Raw genomic sequence first — 17634 nt, 5'->3', positions numbered from 1 at the left:
CCCCCTTAGAGTTTCACATCAAGTGCGGCGATGGCGGCGTTGGCCTTGTCGCGGGCGTTGCTGATGTCATCACCCAGGGCCAGCGCCACCCCGAGGCGGCGGCTGCCATGCACTTCCGGTTTGCCAAACAGACGCACTTCGGTGTTAGGCACGCTGAGGGCCTTATCCAGTCCGGCATACTGCATCTGTTCGGAGTCGCCCTGAACCAGCAGCACGGAAGACGCGGCCGGGCCGCGCTGCTCCAGCAACGGAATCGGCAGACCGAGAATGGCGCGGGCATGGAGGGCGAACTCGGAGAGGTTCTGGGACAACAAGGTCACCAGTCCGGTGTCATGGGGACGGGGAGAGACTTCGCTGAAATAGACCTGATCGCCCTTGATGAACAGTTCCACTCCAAAGATGCCCATGCCACCGAGGGCTTCGGTAATGGCACCGGCTACCTCTTTTGACGCCTGCAGTGCGGCATCGCTCATGGGTTGGGGCTGCCAGGATTCCTGATAGTCGCCGTTGGCCTGACGGTGGCCAATGGGATCGCAGTAGGTGGTGCCGTCACGGTGGCGTACGGTGAGCAGGGTGATCTCGTAATCGAAGTCCACAAAGCCTTCCACGATGACCCGGCCTTCCCCGGCACGACCACCGGATTGGGCGTAGTCCCAGGCTTTCTGGATATCCGCATCTGTCTTGATCGTGCTCTGACCCTTGCCGGAAGAACTCATTACCGGTTTGATCACGCACGGCATGCCGATCTCGGCCACGGCTTGCTGGTAGTCTTCCAGAGTGTCAGCGAAGCGATAGGGGGAGGTGGGGAGCCCCAGCTCTTCGGCGGCCAGCCGGCGAATACCTTCACGGTTCATGGTCAGGTTGGTGGCGCGGGCGGAGGGCACCACGTTCACCCCTTCTGCTTCCAGTTTGAGCAGCTCGTCGGTGGCAATGGCTTCAATTTCCGGCACGATCAGCGCGGGCTTTTCCTGCTCCACCAGAGCGCGCAGGGCGGCGCCGTCGAGCATGTTGATCACATGGCTGCGCTGGGCCACCTGCATGGCCGGAGCGTTGGCATAGCGGTCCACGGCAATCACTTCACAGCCGTAGCGAATCAGTTCGATGGCCACTTCCCGGCCCAGTTCGCCGGAGCCGAGCAGCATCACGCGGGTTGCAGTGTCGGTGTTGGGGGTGCCAATAGTGGTCATGATGTTTCCCATATCTGGTGATACGCCGATTGTAACGAAATGCCGGGCAGGTGCTACCATCTGCGCTGCGAAGGAGTTCCTGCAGTGAATGATGAAGACTGGATGCGCCGGGCACTGGCTCTGGCGGAACAGGCCGCCGAGGCCGGAGAGGTACCGGTGGGTGCGGTACTGGTACGTGATGACACCCTGCTGGGTGAGGGCTATAACCAGCCCATCATGGCCAACGACCCCACCTCGCATGCCGAAGTGATGGCATTGCGTGATGCGGCCCGTAATGAACAGAATTATCGTCTGCCGGGCAGTACCCTGTATGTGACGCTGGAGCCGTGCACCATGTGCTACGGGGCGCTGGTGCATGCGCGGGTTTCTCGGCTGGTCTATGCCGCAACGGAACCCCGTGCTGGCGTGTGCGTGAGTCAGCTGCAGTTGCCACAGGCGACCTTCTATAACCACAAGATGATGGTAGAGGGCGGGTTGTTGGCGGAGGAAAGTGCGGCAATGCTGAAAGGCTTCTTTGCCAGTCGGCGGGGGCGGTGAGCTACAAGCTACAAGCTACAAGCTACAAGCTACAAGCTACAAGCTACGCTCGATTGGATAGAAAACCCCAGGAAAGTTCCCGAGCTCCTGCAGCGCCTTCGAAGATATATTAAAGGCGAAAACCCTGCTGCTGCCCCGCAGCAGCATAAAGCACTAGTATAATAAAGGGTTCATCGCGGGTTTGCGGGAATCTGCTGCTCCAGCGCTTTACTCCGCCCTCAGTGAGCTCTGTGCCCTCTGTGGTAAATCCTGTTTTGATCTTTGCGTGCCGCTTGTTGCGTGAAGCGTGTTGCAGCCGCGAAGCGGGATAAAAAAAGGGCCGACAAAGTCGGCCCTTTTTTTTGCTCTGGAAGTGTTCCTTACTGGAACTGGGCTTCCTTGGTGGTGGCTTTCATGATGGCCTCAACACGACGGTTTTCAGCGCGACCTTCAGCTGTGCCATTGTCCGCGATCGGCTGCTCTTCACCGTAGCCCTCTGCGGTTATGCGATCCGCACTGATCTCGTACTCATCAACCAGAACACGTTTCACAGCTTCAGCACGTTGCTGAGAGATGTTCTTGTTGTAGGCAGCAGAGCCAGTACTGTCAGTATGACCTTCCAGAATCAGGTCAGCAGACGGGTACTCGCGCATTTTCTGGGCAAGGTTACCGAGATCCGGGTAGGAGCTCTTGGTCACTTCTGCCTTGTTGTGCTCGAACTGCACATGCAGGGTTTCCTTCACATCCTTGTCCAGATACTGCTGACAACCGGTTTCATCCACCAGGGCACCTGCAGGAGTGTCAGCACACTGGTCCTTGCTGTTGGCAACGCCGTCGCCATCATCATCCAGTTCGCAGCCAGTGGCATCGACCTGGGCGCCAGCCGGGGTGCCGGAGCACTGATCCTGCTCGTCCGGTACGCCGTCACCGTCGCTGTCGGAAACGATGTTATCTACCGGTGCCGGTTGTTCTTCCTGCTCTTCTTCCTCGTCGTCACCGCCGTCGGTGGCGCCGATCAGGAAGTTCAGGCCAGCATAGATTTCTGCGTCCCAGCGCTCGCTGTCAAAGGCGTAGTAGGGGCGAGCGCCCACGTCCAGGATGAAATGCGGGTGCAGCAGGGTCTGGAAACCGGCTTCCAGGGTACCGATGGTTTCCTGGTAGTCGTTGCTGCTGTCACTGCTGGGCTCGGCACGGAATTCACCGGCACCAATACCTACATAGGGTTCAAAGGAGGAGCTGCCGTAGAAATGCTTGCGCAGGGCTGCCTGAGCAATGTTGATGTCCACGTCGCCGAACAGATCGGTGTTGGAGTTATTACGTTCCCACCATGCCTGGACAGACCAGTCGCGGTTGAAGCGATAACCCAGCTGCGCACCGGGCAGGGTGACTTCGTTGTCATAGCTGCCGGTATCAGGCTCGTAGTGATCTCCCAGATCAATCCAGTTCTCGCTGATGTGGCCACCAAAATAGAAATAACGCTCGGGCATACCCTCGGCCATCACTGCAGAAGTGGCAGTCACCGATGCGCAAGCAATGCTCGCAGCCAAAAAACGTTTAGCGTTCATAGACTCCTTCCTTTTTATATCAATAGGCAGAACAAACACCGGCACAGTGTTGGTTAGCCGCTCATCGGTGTAAATCCTCCTTCGAGAGATTAATAAGAAAATTTACAAAGGGAGAAACTATTTGTCGGTTTTATGGCAATAGCGAAAGAAAATTAACAATAAAGCCTTATGAATTGTTAATGATTTGGTATTACGTTAATGGTGATGGAATGTTTTTCTGTTGCCGTAAGGGGGCATTGAGACGACGGGTAAGTGTTGTTCTTGTGCTTCAGTTGTGACGGGAAAAGCGTGGCGCAACCGTTCTCTCTGCCATTGACCTGGGTCTGTTTAGGCAAGAGCTGTTGCGCTTGTTATGCTCCGGCGGCAGGGGGCTTGTCCCGGCGCTCGTTGCGGTTCTGGTAAAGGGAGTAGTCGGCTTCGTTCAGTAGCGTGTTCAGATTCCTGCCACTGTTTTCGGTACTGGCCGCGCCAATCTTGGCTGCGACCGAGACGAAGGGGCGGGTGCCATCATCCTGGATACGGCCGTCCAGCTTGAGGGTGGCCACAATGGCGCGTAATCCTTCCCCCATACGAGTGGCATCTTCGAAACTGGTGTGCGGAAGCACCAGCAGGAATTGGGCGCCATCAAAACGGCCAAACAGGTCACTCTCACGAATTTTTTCGGCAATGCAGTCTGCAAACAACCGCAAAGCCTGCTCGCCCACACTGCGTCCCTGTTCATCCAGCAGCTGACTGAAGTCAGCAATTTCGATCAGCAGAACCGACACGTTGTAATTGTGGCGCTGACTCAGAGCCAGTTCCCGTTCCAGCATGCCCAGCAGGTGGGGACGGTTGAACACGCCGGTGAGGTGATCTTCCCGGGCGGCCTGTTGCAGCTCGCGGTTATGTCGGTCCAGGGCGATCAGCCGGGTGGCGAACAGGTAGAGTAACGGGGTAATCAGGATCAGGGGCAGGGCTACCGCCAGTACCAGTGCCGATAGCCAGTCACGTTCGCCCACAATCAACACCGCGATCCCGGTGAGGATCACGGACACCAGAGTGGCCGCCATCAGGAACGCCGCGGTGCCCTTGAGAGCGATAGTGCGGTCAGCTTGACGGAGATGGTGAGAGGCGGTGGCGATGACGTGAAACAGCGATGCCATGCTGTGGTTTCCCCGAAACGGACTATGTTTGTTATATCGTCAGTATCCGGGCTGTTTCGCCGGGGCGCAACCGTTGCTGCTCAGCGTTGCCCCAGCAGGGTTTCCTTCATCGCTGGAGAGTAGGGCGTCGGTCCAAACCAGATGGTGAGGTAGGCACGGGCGAAATCTTCACCCTGTTTTGCCGTCAACGGCTCTCCGTTCAGGGCCAGCGTCAGACCGCCATTGGCATAGATCATGGTGTAGGCATCGCCATCGTCCACGTCCTGGTAATACTGGTTGAACTCCGCCAGTGCCGGTTGCAGACGCTCAAAGCGCGATTCATCAAGGTTCTTCTCGAGAAAGTGCATGGCTGCCTTGGCGAAGGCATCGCCTGGGACTTCCCGAAAATACCGGAACGACAATTTGAGCGGCGGGCTGAGGAGATCGTCCACATTACAGTCCTGCCGGTAGAGAGCGGCTTCACCCACAGTGAATACCTTGAGTGCTTTCACATCGGCGCGCTGGCAGCGTTGCCACTGGTCATCTGCCGTTGCCTGAAATGGAGCAATGGTCATACCCAGTACAACGCACAGCCGCAGGACTGGAGTCATTGCGTGTCGGAATGCTTGCGTAGCCATCGTGTGGGTGGTCCCAATATCGGTAAATGTTGATCCAGGCCCTGACTGCTGTCCCAGAAATCCTGATGGAAGGTCACCTGACCTTCGCGGTTAAAGCACAGCTGACTGATACCAAGCGTGTGAGAGAGCCGGTTTTTGCCTAACAGCCGGAACTGCGCCTCCATTTCCCACACCAGATATGTGGCTCCGGGCTGTTTCCTGTCGGTGCTGTCGTTTGCGTGTGAGGGCTGTAGTACGTCCAGCAGAGTGACGGAGAGGCTGTCCAGGTTATTGGCTGTTTTCTGGAGGTGCGCTTGCAGGGCATCGCGTCCGCGCAAGGTGATCAGGGTATCGTTGAAATACACCTCTTCAGCGTAAATCGTTTCAATCCCGTCAACAGGCTGGCCGCTTTCCAGTTGGTCATAAAAAGCAATAAAACGATCTACCCGCGCGGCGGTGGGAGCCTGGTGGTCCTCACAGCGGCTGCGTTCATTCAGATAGGAAGAGGTATAGCCATAAGGGCCAGCCGGCGCACTGCTGCACCCCCAAAGGGCTCCGGTTGCGGCCAACAATGTTATTAATCGCCAATGGTTCATATCACTAGCATCGAACAGCATCAGTGAGACGCTTGTGAAGGTGGTGTTTCACAGCCTGTTGACGAGATCTGCCTGAGGATACGCATATGAAAACCCACACCCTTGCTTTCTGGATCAACCTGGCGGGCTTTCAATTACTGTGGCCTGCCGCGGTGTTGGGGGCTGCCAGTGGCACCCCCCACCTGGCGTGGGTGGTGCTGTTTGTGATGTGTGCGCTGATGTTTATTGCCGGCGCGGACTGGAAACGAGACGTGTGCATGTTAGTGGCAGGCTTTCTGGCTTGCCTGCTGCTCGAACCTCTGTGGTTGGTGTCAGGTAGTATCACCTATGTTGACTGGACCTCCCGCTGGCTGGCTCCAGGCTGGATATGGGCGCTGTGGGGTGGTTTCGCGGTGAGCTTCTTTTATTGTCTCGCCTGGTTGCAGACACGCCCCCTGATTGCAATGGCGTTTGGCGGTATTGGTGGAGCCGTGTCAGTGTTGATGGGAATCAGGTTGGGTGCGGCCCAGGCACCCTCAGGTGAATGGCAATTGATGGTGCTTTACGGCTCGGTCTGGGCAATGGTGGTGCCTTTGTTTGCCGCTTTGGCCCGGTGGCGAGACAAGCCCGACAACAAGTGGGTCAGGGACGGAATACGTGATCATGGATAGCGCGGTCTTTTGGTTGTTATTGCTTCTGCTGGTTGCCACCTTGATGTGGTGGCACCAGCGCGCCACCGGTAACGCCGGTTGGGTCGATGTGTTCTGGTCCTGGGCCACCGGGATCACCGGTGCTGCCTTTTTGTTGTGGGGAGAGGGTGATCTGATTCCCCGACTGGCAGCTCTTGTCCTTCTGGCTTGCTGGTCGTTGCGCTTGGGTGGGCACATCTTCCGCAGAGTCAGTCAGGACAATGAGGAAGATGGTCGCTATGCCGCCATGCGAGAGGCATTGGGAGACAAGGCGCAACCGGTGTTCCTGTTGTTCTTCTGGGGCCAGGCGTTGCTGGCTTGGGGTTTTGCGCTCACTTTCAAGGTGATTGGTGAGCAGTTGCAATGGCATCCACTGGCCGTACTGGTTGGCTTTTTGCTGGGTCTTTTGGCGATCGGTGGTGAAGGGCTGGCGGACAGACAGTTGAGTCGTTTCCGGGTCAACCCCGCCAACCGGGGCAAGACCTGTCGCGAAGGGCTGTGGCGTTATTCCCGCCATCCAAATTATTTCTTTGAGTGGTTGCACTGGATCAGTTACCCACTAATCGCCGTTGGTGCCAGCCATGCTGGTTGGTTGTGGCTTCTGCCCCTGGCCATGTTTCTGTTTCTCTGGTTTGTTACCGGTATTCCCTACACCGAAAAGCAAGCCATCAAATCCCGGGGTGATGATTACCGGGATTATCAGCGTACCACTAGTGCCTTTTTTCCCAGGAGACCCACCGCATGATTATTCAGATGGCTGAATCCGGTTTGTTGCCGGACCCGCTGGTTCGTTTTGGTATTCGTCGTCTGCTGGGCAAGCGCCTGCAGCAGGAGCACGAGCGCAAGCCTCAGGCACTGAACGAGGTATTGGGTACGTCTCCGGTGGCGGTGGATCAGGATGCCGCCAATGAGCAGCATTACGAAGTGGATGCCCGCTTTTATGAAAAGGTGCTGGGCCCGCACCTGAAGTATTCCAGTGGCTACTGGCCCAGCGAGACCAGTACCCTGGCAGAGGCTGAAGCTGCCATGCTGGCCCTGACCTGTGAAAGGGCGGAACTGGCCGACGGGCAGAATATTCTGGAAATGGGCTGTGGCTGGGGATCCCTGACCCTGTGGATGGCGGAGCATTATCCGGGCAGTCAGATCACCGCGATCTCCAATTCGGCGTCGCAACGGGAATTTATTCTGGCCCGGGCCAATGAGCGTGGCCTGAGTAATCTTGAGGTGATTACCGCTGACGCCGCGGCTTTTACTCCTGACAAGCAATTTGATCGCGTGGTGTCGGTGGAAATGTTCGAGCACATGCGCAACCACCGCACCCTGATGGCCAGAATCCACGACTGGCTGGTACCGGGCGGGAAACTGTTCGTTCATGTGTTCTGTCATCGCGAACTGACCTATCTTTTTGAAGACAAGGGCAGCAATGACTGGATGGCCCGCAACTTTTTTTCCGGTGGCATGATGCCGTCCTGGGACTGGTTGCCGGAATGTGCTGGCAAGCTTCTGGAAGAGCAGCGTTGGGCGGTGAACGGTACCCACTACGGACGGACTCTGGAGGCCTGGCTGGTGTTGGCGGACAGGCACCAGAAAACCCTTATCACCTTGCTGGACGAACTGTATGGTGCCGGTGAGGGGCGGCGCTGGCTGCAGCGCTGGAGGATGTTTTTCATGGCATGTGCCGAGCTGTTTAACTATGGTGAGGGTGATGAATGGTTTGTGGCTCACTACCGTTTTGCTCGCCCTGAGTAACGGAGGCCAAGGCCAGATCCTGTCCTGTACCGGTTAAGGAACGGCATGAAAAAGTCCGGGGTTCAGCATCGCCTCACCCGTGTCTATCTGATCCAGTTGTTGTTGATCAGCATGGCCACGGTACTCGGAGTGTGGGCGACGGCCAACATTATCGAGCAGGTTCTGGTAAAGCAGGCCTTGATCAAGGAGGCAGAACATTACTGGTCCCTGGTTGAGGCCAATCCTGCACAGCCGCGCCCCAACACTCGCCATCTGCTGGGGCTACTGTCCAGCGATGCGGTTCAGGATGATATTCCGGCGGTATTGCAGGCCATGCCCGATGGTTATCACCGTGTAGAGCTCGGCAACGAGCGCCCCATCGTCTATATCGAACGTCATAACGATGCCCGGTTGTATCTGATCTTTGATGAGCAGCGGGTTTCCGTTCTGGCCTTTCTGTTCGGCATTTTGCCACTCACCGGTGTGTTGCTGGTGATCTATATCACCTCATTTCTCGGCTGGAAGAAATCCCGTGAACTGTTGTCTCCCCTGGTGCAACTGTCCGACCGGTTGCGTCAGGTGCCGGTGGACAATCCCGGCCTGGCACGCCCTGACCTCAGTGATATTGAAGCGGATGCGGAGAGTGAAGTTTCCGTATTGCTGGGCGCGTTGGAGAGTTACGCTGACCGCCTGGTGACCTTTGTGGAAAGGGAGCGACAGTTCACCCGTGACGCCAGCCACGAGCTGCGTACTCCCCTGGCGGTGTTTCGCAGCAATCTGGAGTTACTGGTCAGCCAGATTGGGGACCGCCCGTTGATTCGCCGGATGGAAGATACGGTAGACGATATGGAGGCGACCCTTGAAACCCTGTTGATGCTGGCGCGTACCGAGCAAACCAGCCAGGACAGTGAAGTGATCATCGTCAATGATCTTGCGGTTAATCTGATGGAGCGGCTGTCTCCACTGGCGGAGCGAAAACATATCAGACTGCAGGTTCGTCAGCGGGCATTGATGAAAGTCGAGGCGCCGGAGGCGGTACTGACTATCTTGTTAAACAACCTTGTCCGTAACGCGGTCAATTACAGTGGCTCGGGAGAAGTGTCCATTGTCATTGAAAATGGTGCTGTGCAGGTGGTGGATGCTGGCGTGGGGATGGAACGTTCTGAACTGGACCGGATGATGAAGCCATTCCAGCGCGGTGACAGCAAGGAAAGTGGGCATGGTCTGGGCCTGGCTATCGTGCAGCGCTTATGTGAGCGTTACCAATGGGGTGTAATGGTAGCCAGTGAACCGGGGCAGGGTACCCAGGTGGAAGTGCGCTTCTGAATTTTTTGGCTCAGAAGGGTGTCAGTGGTTCCTGCTGAAGCCTCACCAGCATGCGTTTGGCATTGAGTGCATCGCGAATACGGTGAGCGACGGAAGCCGCTTTCTCATCATCGGTATCTGTGAGCAGAATGCCGAAGTGATTGTCGCCCAGGTGTGCCACGCTGTCCTGGTCACGCAGCAGGGCGGCCAGTGAATCGGCAATGACCAGGCTGTCCGCGTCATGGGGGGCCTGCAGATGCATCACCGCTGATGTGACACCGAGATTTCGGCAATTATCCTGTTCCTGTTGGAAAATATCCTGCCACCCTTTGGCGCCGGGCAGCCCGGTATCGTCGCAACGATCTGGATGTTCGATGAAGGTCGTTAATCGCTGTTGCTGGGCATCGAGCAAGGCGTGCTCCAGGGTGTAACTGATCAGTGCGGCGTCGTGTTCCAGCTCGCCCAGTCTATCCTGCAGAGTGGCCGGTTGTGCCTCGGGATCCAGAGCGCAGAGGGTGCCGAACAGTTGGTCCCGTGAATCCAGCAGTGGCAGGCCCACATAGGCGCCAATCTGCAGGTTGCTGTTGATCGGTGCGGACTGGTAGACGGGGTTTTCTCGGGTGTCGGCAACGATACAGGGCGCCCCCCGTTCCACCATGCGGATACAGTAGCTGCGCTCCCACTCGATACAGTGTCCCTGTTTGAGCCCGTAGTGCTGATCATTGACCTGCAGCAACCACATGGCGTTGTCTCGGATACGGGTAATCATCCACAGGGCCATGCCGTGACGTTGTTGCAGGCGCTCCAGATGAGCACCCAGCAAGGCTTCACTGGTGCGATAACGAAGGGCTGGCCTTGAGCGGGAAACGGGCATAGACAATGAAAAAGCATCCTTGGCGCTATTGTCAGGCCGGAGAATACGTCAGTTCAAGGCCCGTTTCTGTTAATGGCTCGAGGGTTCCGCAGATTGGATGCAGAATCCGACCCCCGGCAGTGTATTCAGCAAGTGATTGGGGAAAGGTTTGTCGACCGCCTTGCGCAGGTTGTAAAGATGACTGCGCAGGGCATCGGAATCGGGCACCAGATCGCCCCACAATTCCTGTTCCAGCTGTTCCCGGCTGACGACCTTGGGCGATTCGCGCATCAGAATTCGCAGAATCCGGAACGCAGTGGGCGACAGTTTCAGGGGCTGACCTGCACGGCGGGCTTCCTGGCGTGCCGGATCCAGTTCCAGGTCATCTACCTGCAAGGTGTTGGCGGTCACTTCGCGGCGCTGGCGGCGAATCTGTGCGTGCACCCGGGCGGCCAGTTCAGGGAGGGCAAACGGTTTGACGATGTAGTCGTCACCACCGTTGCGAAAGCCTTCCAGCTTGTCATCCAGCTGGTCGCGGGCGGTCATGAAAATCACCGGCATATCCAGGGTCAGTTCCTCACGCAGGGAGCGACAGAACTCGAAACCACTTTCTCCGGGCAGCATTACATCCAGCAGCATCAGGTCATAATGATGCTCCTTGACCAGTTCCCTGGCCAGATGGGTGTTGCCCGCATAGTCCACCGTGGCGCCCTGTTGCTCCAGAAACTCAAGCACGGTCTGCGCCAGTTGGCGGTGATCTTCGACCAGTAATATCGAAAGGTTGTCCACGCTGTTGCTCCTGTACAAAGTTCCGGTTTTGTACAACCGAGATTGCCCTGTCTGTCGTCAACGGGGCGTCAATGTGATGACAGATTCAGTGTCAGGCCATTACGGGGCGCTGGCAAGTGAGCGGAGACGAACAGCCTTCAGTCATTCAATGCCCCGGTGCGGGCAAAGCGTTGCCGATAATGGCTGGGGGATAATCCGGTATGCCGCTTGAACAGCCGGGAAAAGCTGCTCACGTCCTGATATCCCACCTGCTCCGACAGTTTGGCCAGATTGGATGAGCCGCGCTCGAGCAACTTGCGGGCGGCTTCAATGCGAACCCGCTGCAGGTACTGCAGGGGCGGCTCCCCCAGGGCACTGGTGAAACGGCGCTGCAGCTGTCGCGGGCTGATATGAACTTTCTCGGCCAGCTCGGCCAGTGAGGTGGATTCATGAAAATGTTCATGAATCCAGGCCTGTACCGTGTGGACCTGTTCGTCCTGGTGGTAGCTGTGGGCCGGCAAACCGGCATAGATGCTTTGCAGGTCGTTACGCACATCAATGACGAAGGCGCGGGCCAGTTCCCGGGCCAGGTCCGGGCCGCAGTAGCGTTCCACCAACAGAATACTCAGGTCCCGCCAGGCGGTGCCGCCGCCGGCGCAGAAGATATTGTCGGCACGGGTAATCAGCTCCCGTTCATTGAGGTCAACCTCCGGGTAGCGCTGGCGGAATTGCTGGCTGAAGCCCCAATGGGTGGTGGCGGTGCGGCCGTCCAACAGGCCAGCTTCCGCCAGCAGGAAGGCGCCGGTGCAGTTGCTGGCCAGATCGGCGCCGGCAGCATACATTTGTCGCAGCCAGGGGAGGACTTCCTGTTGTTGCTGAAGCACGCTTTCGATGGGGGCACCGATGGTGGGCACCACCACCAGGTCTACCTTGTCCACTTGCTCGATGGAGGCATCCACGGCAATACGCAGTCGTGGCGTACAGCGCACCGGATTGCCGTCCCGGGACACGATGCGTACCGAAAACTGGCGGTCCAGCGGTTCCCCCTGGATGCGGTTCCAGGTGACGCCAGTGAGGCTCAGTAAATCCACGATACCGGTGAGGGCGGAGGCAAAGACGCCGTCATAGGCGAGAACTGCAACTTGATACATAGTGACGCAATCAGCCATAAATAAGTCATAGGCGACAATGCCAGAGACCCTTGACCGGTGGCAAGCTGAGCGACAGATAAAAGGAGCTTTTCTGTGACCGACACCATACTTGATCGCCGTGACTTACGCTTCCAGCTATTCGAGGTGCTGGATACTGACACCCTGCTGACCCGGCCACGTTTTGCCGAGCACAGCCGGGAGACCATCGATGCGGCACTGGACACGGCAGAAAAGCTGGCGCGGGAAAAGTTCGCCAACCACAACGCCCTGGCAGACAAGGAAGAGCCGGTTTTTGTTGACGGCAAGGTGGTCATGCGTCCGGAAGTTCAGGAAGCTTTTGATGCCTACATCGAAGCGGGTTTTCTGACGGCCCGCGCCGCTTTTGAAGAGGGTGGCATGCAGTTGCCGGAAACGGCGGCGGCGGCTTGCACCGGCATGTTCACCTGCGTCAATCCCAGTTCCACGGTGTACCCGTTTCTGGCAGGTGCGGCGGGCAATGTGCTGCGCAATTTTGCCAGTGAAACGCTCAAAACACAGTTTCTCGAGCCGATGATGGCTGGACGTTTTACCGGCACCATGGCGCTCACCGAGCCCCACGCCGGGTCTTCCCTGGCCGATATCCGCACCCGGGCGATCCCCCGGGGGGACGGCAGCTATCGCATCAAGGGCAACAAGATCTTTATCTCCGCCGGGGAGAACGAGCTGGGCGAGAATATCGTCCATCTGGTGCTGGCGAAAATTCCCGGTGGCCCGGAGGGGGTTAAAGGCATCTCCCTGTTTGTGGTGCCCAAATACCGCCTCGATGCCCAGGGACAACCCGCTGAGCGCAATGATGTGATTCTGGCCGGGCTGATCCACAAGATGGGTTATCGCGGTGCCAGCAGTACCGCTCTGACTTTTGGCGATAACGATGATTGTCACGGTTATCTGGTAGGTGAAGAGCACCAGGGCTTGCGCTACATGTTCCAGATGATGAACGAAGCGCGCATTGCGGTGGGCTACGGTGCGGCATTGCTGGGTTATCGTGGCTATCGCTTTTCACTGGACTATGCCCGTGATCGTACCCAGGGCCGCCATGCAGAAAATGCGGATTTCAGCCAACCCATGGTGCCGATCATCGAGCATGCGGATATTCGCCGTCTGCTGCTCACCCAGAAGGCCTATGCGGAAGCGGCCCTGGCCATGTGTTTCTATGGCTACCGGCTGGTGGACGAAATGGAAACCGGTGAAAAGCAGCAGGCCGAGGATGCGGAATTGTTACTGGATTTGCTGACTCCGGTGATCAAGACCTGGCCCTCGGAGTTTGGTGTGAAAGCCAACGACATGGCGATTCAGGTATTTGGCGGGGCAGGCTATACCCGGGAATATCCCGTAGAGCAGGTATGGCGAGATAACCGGCTTAACCCGATTCATGAAGGTACCACCGGTATTCACGGTCTTGATCTGCTGGGACGCAAGGTGTGGCAATCCGGTGGTCGCGGTATGCAGTTGCTGGCCGGACGAATCATGAGCGATGTGGCTGCCACCAGCGATAGCCGTTGCCGGCCCTTTGCGGATGCCTTGCAGGTGATGTTGCCGAAAGTGGAAGCCGCCACTGCTGCGGCTGGAAAAGTGATGGCTGCCAAAGGGCCCACCGCGGGGCTGTCCAACGCCAATGCCTACCTGCAATTGGTGGGGCACGTTGTGGCAGCCTGGATGTGGCTGCGCCAGGCCAACGCCGCCGTTCAGCTTGGCGGTGAGGATACCGATTTCGCCAATGGCAAGTTGCAGGCGGCTCGCTACTTTTTCCAGTGGGAGCTGCCGCGGGTAGAAGTCGACGTGCAGCGCCTGCTGGACAACGACAGCACCTTCCTCGACATGAAAGACCACTGGTTCTGAGAGTTGTCTTCATTGTGAGCCTGTCGTCATCGCGCTCGGGAGAGCCCCTGCACGGTCGAATGCCGTGACGACATTTCATGCCCCCGTTATCGGGGGCTTTTTTTGCCCGCTTCGCGGGTGCCAGACGCTGGATGCCTGACGCCTGACGATAAAAGCTGAAGCCAAACCCTTTTCACCACTGAAGGCGCGGAGTTCACAGAGAAAGAAACCTTTTTCCTGAGAGGTTTCTGTGGACTCTGAGGTAAACATGACTGTTGAAGGGTATGGCCATCGCACCGCCACCGAGCGTAGCGAATAACCGACGCCAAGGGATGCGGCAAGAGGGGCCAGGCTTCACTGGTGCCCCGTAGGGCGGAAATGCCTCAGGGCATCTCCGCCATGCCAGCATGCGTCACGCTTCACGCGAGCACATCTGAAGGCGTCGCTTGCAGTGAATCAAACCCGATATTCTTTTTTCATAGCTCGTACCTGCCTATCCTTCTGGCTCCCTTGTTGCTGTCACTAAATGGTCATATATTGCGATAGCGTTTGAGGAGTTATCTGTCAGGAGAAAAAAATGAAAAAGCATTTGCTTGCGTTGGCTGTTGCAGCGTCGTTGCCGGTCGCTGCCCAGGCGGCCCCTGTCTTTTACGGCAAGATTGCACTGAGTGTGGACAAGACCAGTGATTACCCCGCAAATCCGTTGGTCTTTGATGCGCAGGATGATCTGTCTGATGCCTGGTTTGTGTCCAGCAACAGTTCCCGTCTGGGTGTCCGTGGTGAAGAGCCGCTGGATTTCGATAATATCTCGGTCATTTATCAGTACGAAGCCGGTTATGACGTGGATGGGGATTCCTCGTCGACTTTCAGTACCCGTAACAGTTTTCTCGGTCTGAATACCCCCGCCGGTAAAATCTTCGCTGGCCGCTTTGACAGCGTGGTGAAGGATGCGGAAGGCTGGATTGACCAGTTCAATGAAACCGTCGCGGATATGGAAGTGGTCTTTATCACCCAGAACCGTAACGACAATACCCTGAACTGGGAAAGCCCGGACTTTGGTGGCCTCACAATTCGCGCCCAGGTCGCACCAGGGGAAGGTGAAGTGGTCGGTCCGGGTCCGGACAATGAACTCAAGGACGGTTTCGCCGACACCTGGGGGGCTTCGGCCACCTTTGATACCGGAGCCATCTATGCCGCCCTGGCATATGAGAGCAGTTACGACGAGTTGGGTATAGCCGGTGGTCCCACCCTGGGTGGCGATAACAATGCCTTGCGCGCCACTTTCGGCATCAAGCCAGCGGATTCCGTAGAGCTGGGTGTGATTGCCGAGAAAGCATCCTTTGATCCCTATGGTGTGATTGACGAGCAGGATTTGATGTCCTGGCTGGTCAGCGGACGTTTGGGACTGAGTGAGCGTCTGGGTGTGAAAGCCCAGCTGGCTGTTCTCGACAGCAGCGATCTCGATCTGGAGACCCAGGTAGTGGCCCTGGGTACAGATTACAAGCTGGGAGACCAGACCACTGCGTTTGCTGTGGTATCCGCCTCTGATACGGAGTTCGATCCGGCCGGCACCATCAACGACGTGGACGAATCCGGCAATGCCTTCTCCGTCGGTATGGTGCACAAGTTCTGACAACTCGCACCATGTGTAATAACAAAAAGCCCGGCAACTGCCGGGCTTTTTGTTGAGCTATTAACTGTTAATTATTAACTATTAATTGCTCTTTCAGTCTTCCCATTTCTTCATCAGCAGGCTGGCATTGGTACCACCAAAGCCGAAGCTGTTGCTCATCACAACTTTCGGGCCCTGGTTCTTGCCTTCTACCAGCACCGGCAGACCCTCGGCCTTTTCATCGAGAGTTTCGATGTTGGCGCTGAGCGCAGTGAAATCGTGCTGCATCATCAACAGGCAGTAGATGGCTTCCTGTACGCCAGCGGCACCCAGGCTGTGGCCGGACAGACTCTTGGTGGAACCGATATCCGGGCAGTTATCGCCGAACACTTCACGCACGGCTTTGAGTTCGGCCACATCACCCACCGGGGTGCTGGTGCCGTGGGCGTTGATGTAATCCACCTTGCCTTCGTAGGTTGCCATGGCCTGACGCATGCAGCGTGCAGCGCCTTCACCGCTCGGCGCGACCATGTCATGGCCATCGCTGGTGGCACCGTAACCGACGACTTCAGCGTAGATCTTGGCACCGCGAGCCAGCGCGGTTTCCAGATCTTCTACCACCACCATGCCGCCGCCACCGGCGATGACAAAGCCATCACGGTTGGCGTCGTAGGCACGGGAGGCCTTTTCCGGAGTGTCGTTGTATTTGCTGGACAGGGCGCCCATGGCATCGAAAAGGCAGCTCAATGCCCAATGCTCTTCTTCACCACCACCGGCAAATACCCGATCCTGCTTGCCCATCTGGATCTGTTCCACGGCGTTGCCGATACAGTGAGCGCTGGTAGCACAGGCTGAGGTGATGGAGTAGTTCACGCCCTTGATCTTGAAGGGGGTGGCCAGGCCGGCAGATACGGTAGATGCCATGATGCGTGGCACCATGTAGGGACCCACACGCTTGACGCCACGGCTGCGGGCGATATCAGCGGCTTCCACCTGGTTCAGGGAGGAGTGACCGCCGGAGCCGGCAATCAGGCCGGTGCGCTCGTTACTCACTTCTTCTTCGCTGAGACCGGCATCGGCGATGGCCTGCTGCATGGCCACATAAGCGTAGGCAGCGGAATCACCCATGAAACGGCGGGCCTTGCGGTCGATGAAATCTTCAAGGTTGATCTCGGGAACGCCAGCCACCTGACTGCGCATGCCCATTTCCTTGTAGGTTTCATTGAAACGAATGCCGGAACGGCCTTCCTTCAGGGATTGGGTGACACTCTCGGCGTCGTTGCCCAGACAGGACACAATGCCCATGCCTGTAATCACTACACGGCGCATGTTTTGCTCCTAGAATCCATCGGTGGAAGTGAACAGACCCACTCGCAGATCATCTGCAACGTAGATTTCGCGACCGTCCACTTCCACTGTGGCGTCGGCAATACCGAGGATAAGTTTGCGGGTGATGACCCTTTTCACGTCCAGGCGATAGGTCACTTTTTTGGCGGTGGGCAGGATTTGCCCGGTAAATTTCACATTGCCCACGCCCAGCGCGCGGCCACGCCCCGGGTGGCCTTCACGACCGAGGAAAAAGCCCAGCAGCTGCCAGGTGGCATCCAGGCCCAGGCAGCCGGGCATTACCGGATCGGATTCGAAGTGGCACTGGAAGAACCAGAGATCCGGATGGACATCCAGTTCGGCAATGATTTCGCCCTTGCCATACTTGCCGCCCTGGTCGCTGATATGAACGATACGGTCCATCATCAGCATGTTGGGCAAAGGCAGACGTGCGTTACCTGGGCCAAACAATTCGCCATGGGCGCAGGCCAGCAGGTCGTCGCGATCGTAGGAAGTCTTCTTTTCTGTTGCAGTGCTCAAGATATTTACTCCATGAAGGCCAGGGCGGCGCATTCCGAGTATATGGATGATTTATGTCGTTTTTCCTTCGGCCCGGTGACAGCCTGACCTCAGGATTGGGGCTGATACTAACAAAGGCAGGTGAAAGCATACGAATAGCAAGCGTCTCAAAATATGTCGGAAGGGCCGCTTTACCGAAAATGACCGATGAACGGACAGAAAAGACGGTTGTCACACCTGTTCAG

Annotated in this window: 17 protein-coding genes; 7 read left to right on the top strand and 10 right to left on the bottom strand. The window is 57.3% G+C overall.

Annotated elements, in window-relative coordinates; all coding sequences use genetic code 11:
* Window positions 1–5: 5 nt before the first annotated feature.
* Window positions 6–1187 (bottom strand): formate-dependent phosphoribosylglycinamide formyltransferase, encoded by a 1182-nt coding sequence (gene purT, locus MWU49_RS04880; RefSeq protein WP_246968878.1) that lies wholly within the window; start codon window positions 1185–1187, stop codon window positions 6–8.
* A 39-nt stretch (window positions 1188–1226) separates the two neighbouring features.
* On the opposite strand from purT, the gene tadA reads away from it, so the two are divergent.
* Complete coding sequence (gene tadA / locus MWU49_RS04875) at window positions 1227–1724, top strand: tRNA adenosine(34) deaminase TadA (protein WP_281502088.1); 498 nt, start codon at window positions 1227–1229, stop codon at window positions 1722–1724.
* Window positions 1725–2083: 359 nt separating this feature from the next.
* On the opposite strand, the gene MWU49_RS04870 is transcribed toward tadA, so the two are convergent.
* The 4 genes from MWU49_RS04870 to MWU49_RS04855 all read right to left on the bottom strand — a co-directional run bounded on the left by MWU49_RS04870 (window position 2084) and on the right by MWU49_RS04855 (window position 5623).
* Window positions 2084–3268, bottom strand: coding sequence for an OmpA family protein (locus MWU49_RS04870; RefSeq protein WP_246968872.1), 1185 nt, complete (start codon window positions 3266–3268; stop codon window positions 2084–2086).
* Window positions 3269–3618: 350 nt separating this feature from the next.
* The gene (locus tag MWU49_RS04865; RefSeq protein ID WP_246968869.1) at window positions 3619–4410 is read right to left on the bottom strand and encodes a GGDEF domain-containing protein; all 792 of its coding nucleotides are present in this window, start codon (window positions 4408–4410) and stop codon (window positions 3619–3621) included.
* A gap of 80 nt (window positions 4411–4490) precedes the next feature.
* Window positions 4491–5000, bottom strand: a complete 510-nt coding sequence (locus tag MWU49_RS04860; protein WP_246968866.1) for a chalcone isomerase family protein — start codon at window positions 4998–5000, stop codon at window positions 4491–4493.
* Window positions 4997–5623 (bottom strand): nuclear transport factor 2 family protein, encoded by a 627-nt coding sequence (locus MWU49_RS04855; protein ID WP_246968863.1) that lies wholly within the window; start codon window positions 5621–5623, stop codon window positions 4997–4999. The genes MWU49_RS04860 and MWU49_RS04855 overlap by 4 nt, the downstream gene beginning before the upstream one ends.
* Before the next feature lie 65 nt (window positions 5624–5688).
* On the opposite strand from MWU49_RS04855, the gene MWU49_RS04850 reads away from it, so the two are divergent.
* Genes MWU49_RS04850 through MWU49_RS04835 form a run of 4 tightly spaced genes read left to right on the top strand, consistent with a single transcriptional unit; the run spans window position 5689 to window position 9324 of the window.
* The gene (locus tag MWU49_RS04850; protein WP_246968861.1) at window positions 5689–6252 is read left to right on the top strand and encodes a DUF2878 domain-containing protein; all 564 of its coding nucleotides are present in this window, start codon (window positions 5689–5691) and stop codon (window positions 6250–6252) included.
* Window positions 6245–7015 carry a DUF1295 domain-containing protein gene (locus MWU49_RS04845; RefSeq protein WP_246968859.1) on the top strand — a complete coding sequence of 257 codons (771 nt, stop codon included), beginning with the start codon at window positions 6245–6247 and terminating at the stop codon, window positions 7013–7015. Before MWU49_RS04850 ends, MWU49_RS04845 begins: the two co-directional genes overlap by 8 nt.
* A complete protein-coding gene (locus MWU49_RS04840) occupies window positions 7012–8019 on the top strand; it encodes a class I SAM-dependent methyltransferase (RefSeq protein ID WP_246968857.1) in 1008 nt (335 codons plus the stop codon). Before MWU49_RS04845 ends, MWU49_RS04840 begins: the two co-directional genes overlap by 4 nt.
* Window positions 8020–8064: 45 nt before the next feature.
* Window positions 8065–9324: a HAMP domain-containing sensor histidine kinase gene (locus MWU49_RS04835; RefSeq protein WP_246968855.1), complete on the top strand. Its 1260-nt coding sequence runs from the start codon at window positions 8065–8067 to the stop codon at window positions 9322–9324.
* 10 nt (window positions 9325–9334) lie between these two features.
* Here MWU49_RS04835 and MWU49_RS04830 read toward each other — a convergent pair whose 3' ends face one another.
* The 3 genes from MWU49_RS04830 to MWU49_RS04820 all read right to left on the bottom strand — a co-directional run bounded on the left by MWU49_RS04830 (window position 9335) and on the right by MWU49_RS04820 (window position 12075).
* Window positions 9335–10177: a diguanylate cyclase gene (locus MWU49_RS04830; protein WP_246970714.1), complete on the bottom strand. Its 843-nt coding sequence runs from the start codon at window positions 10175–10177 to the stop codon at window positions 9335–9337.
* A gap of 69 nt (window positions 10178–10246) precedes the next feature.
* A complete protein-coding gene (locus MWU49_RS04825; protein ID WP_246968853.1) occupies window positions 10247–10945 on the bottom strand; it encodes a response regulator transcription factor in 699 nt (232 codons plus the stop codon).
* 137 nt (window positions 10946–11082) lie between these two features.
* Window positions 11083–12075 carry a helix-turn-helix domain-containing protein gene (locus MWU49_RS04820; RefSeq protein ID WP_246968851.1) on the bottom strand — a complete coding sequence of 331 codons (993 nt, stop codon included), beginning with the start codon at window positions 12073–12075 and terminating at the stop codon, window positions 11083–11085.
* Between the two features lie 93 nt (window positions 12076–12168).
* Between MWU49_RS04820 and MWU49_RS04815 the strand changes: the two genes are divergently transcribed.
* Together MWU49_RS04815 and MWU49_RS04810 are read left to right on the top strand one after the other, a co-directional pair.
* Window positions 12169–13953 (top strand): acyl-CoA dehydrogenase, encoded by a 1785-nt coding sequence (locus MWU49_RS04815; RefSeq protein WP_246968848.1) that lies wholly within the window; start codon window positions 12169–12171, stop codon window positions 13951–13953.
* A gap of 556 nt (window positions 13954–14509) precedes the next feature.
* Window positions 14510–15565 (top strand): porin, encoded by a 1056-nt coding sequence (locus MWU49_RS04810; RefSeq protein WP_246968846.1) that lies wholly within the window; start codon window positions 14510–14512, stop codon window positions 15563–15565.
* 93 nt (window positions 15566–15658) lie between these two features.
* Here the strand turns inward: MWU49_RS04810 and fabB are convergent, their stop codons facing one another.
* Window positions 15659–16873, bottom strand: coding sequence for a beta-ketoacyl-ACP synthase I (gene fabB, locus MWU49_RS04805; protein WP_246968844.1), 1215 nt, complete (start codon window positions 16871–16873; stop codon window positions 15659–15661).
* 9 nt (window positions 16874–16882) lie between these two features.
* Window positions 16883–17443 carry a 3-hydroxyacyl-[acyl-carrier-protein] dehydratase FabA gene (gene fabA, locus MWU49_RS04800; protein WP_246968842.1) on the bottom strand — a complete coding sequence of 187 codons (561 nt, stop codon included), beginning with the start codon at window positions 17441–17443 and terminating at the stop codon, window positions 16883–16885.
* Window positions 17444–17634 lie beyond the last annotated feature (191 nt).

This window comes from Alcanivorax sp. S6407 (genome assembly GCF_023016115.1).
Classification (GTDB): domain Bacteria; phylum Pseudomonadota; class Gammaproteobacteria; order Pseudomonadales; family Alcanivoracaceae; genus Alcanivorax.
This window is presented reverse-complemented; position numbering and strand designations above follow the sequence as displayed.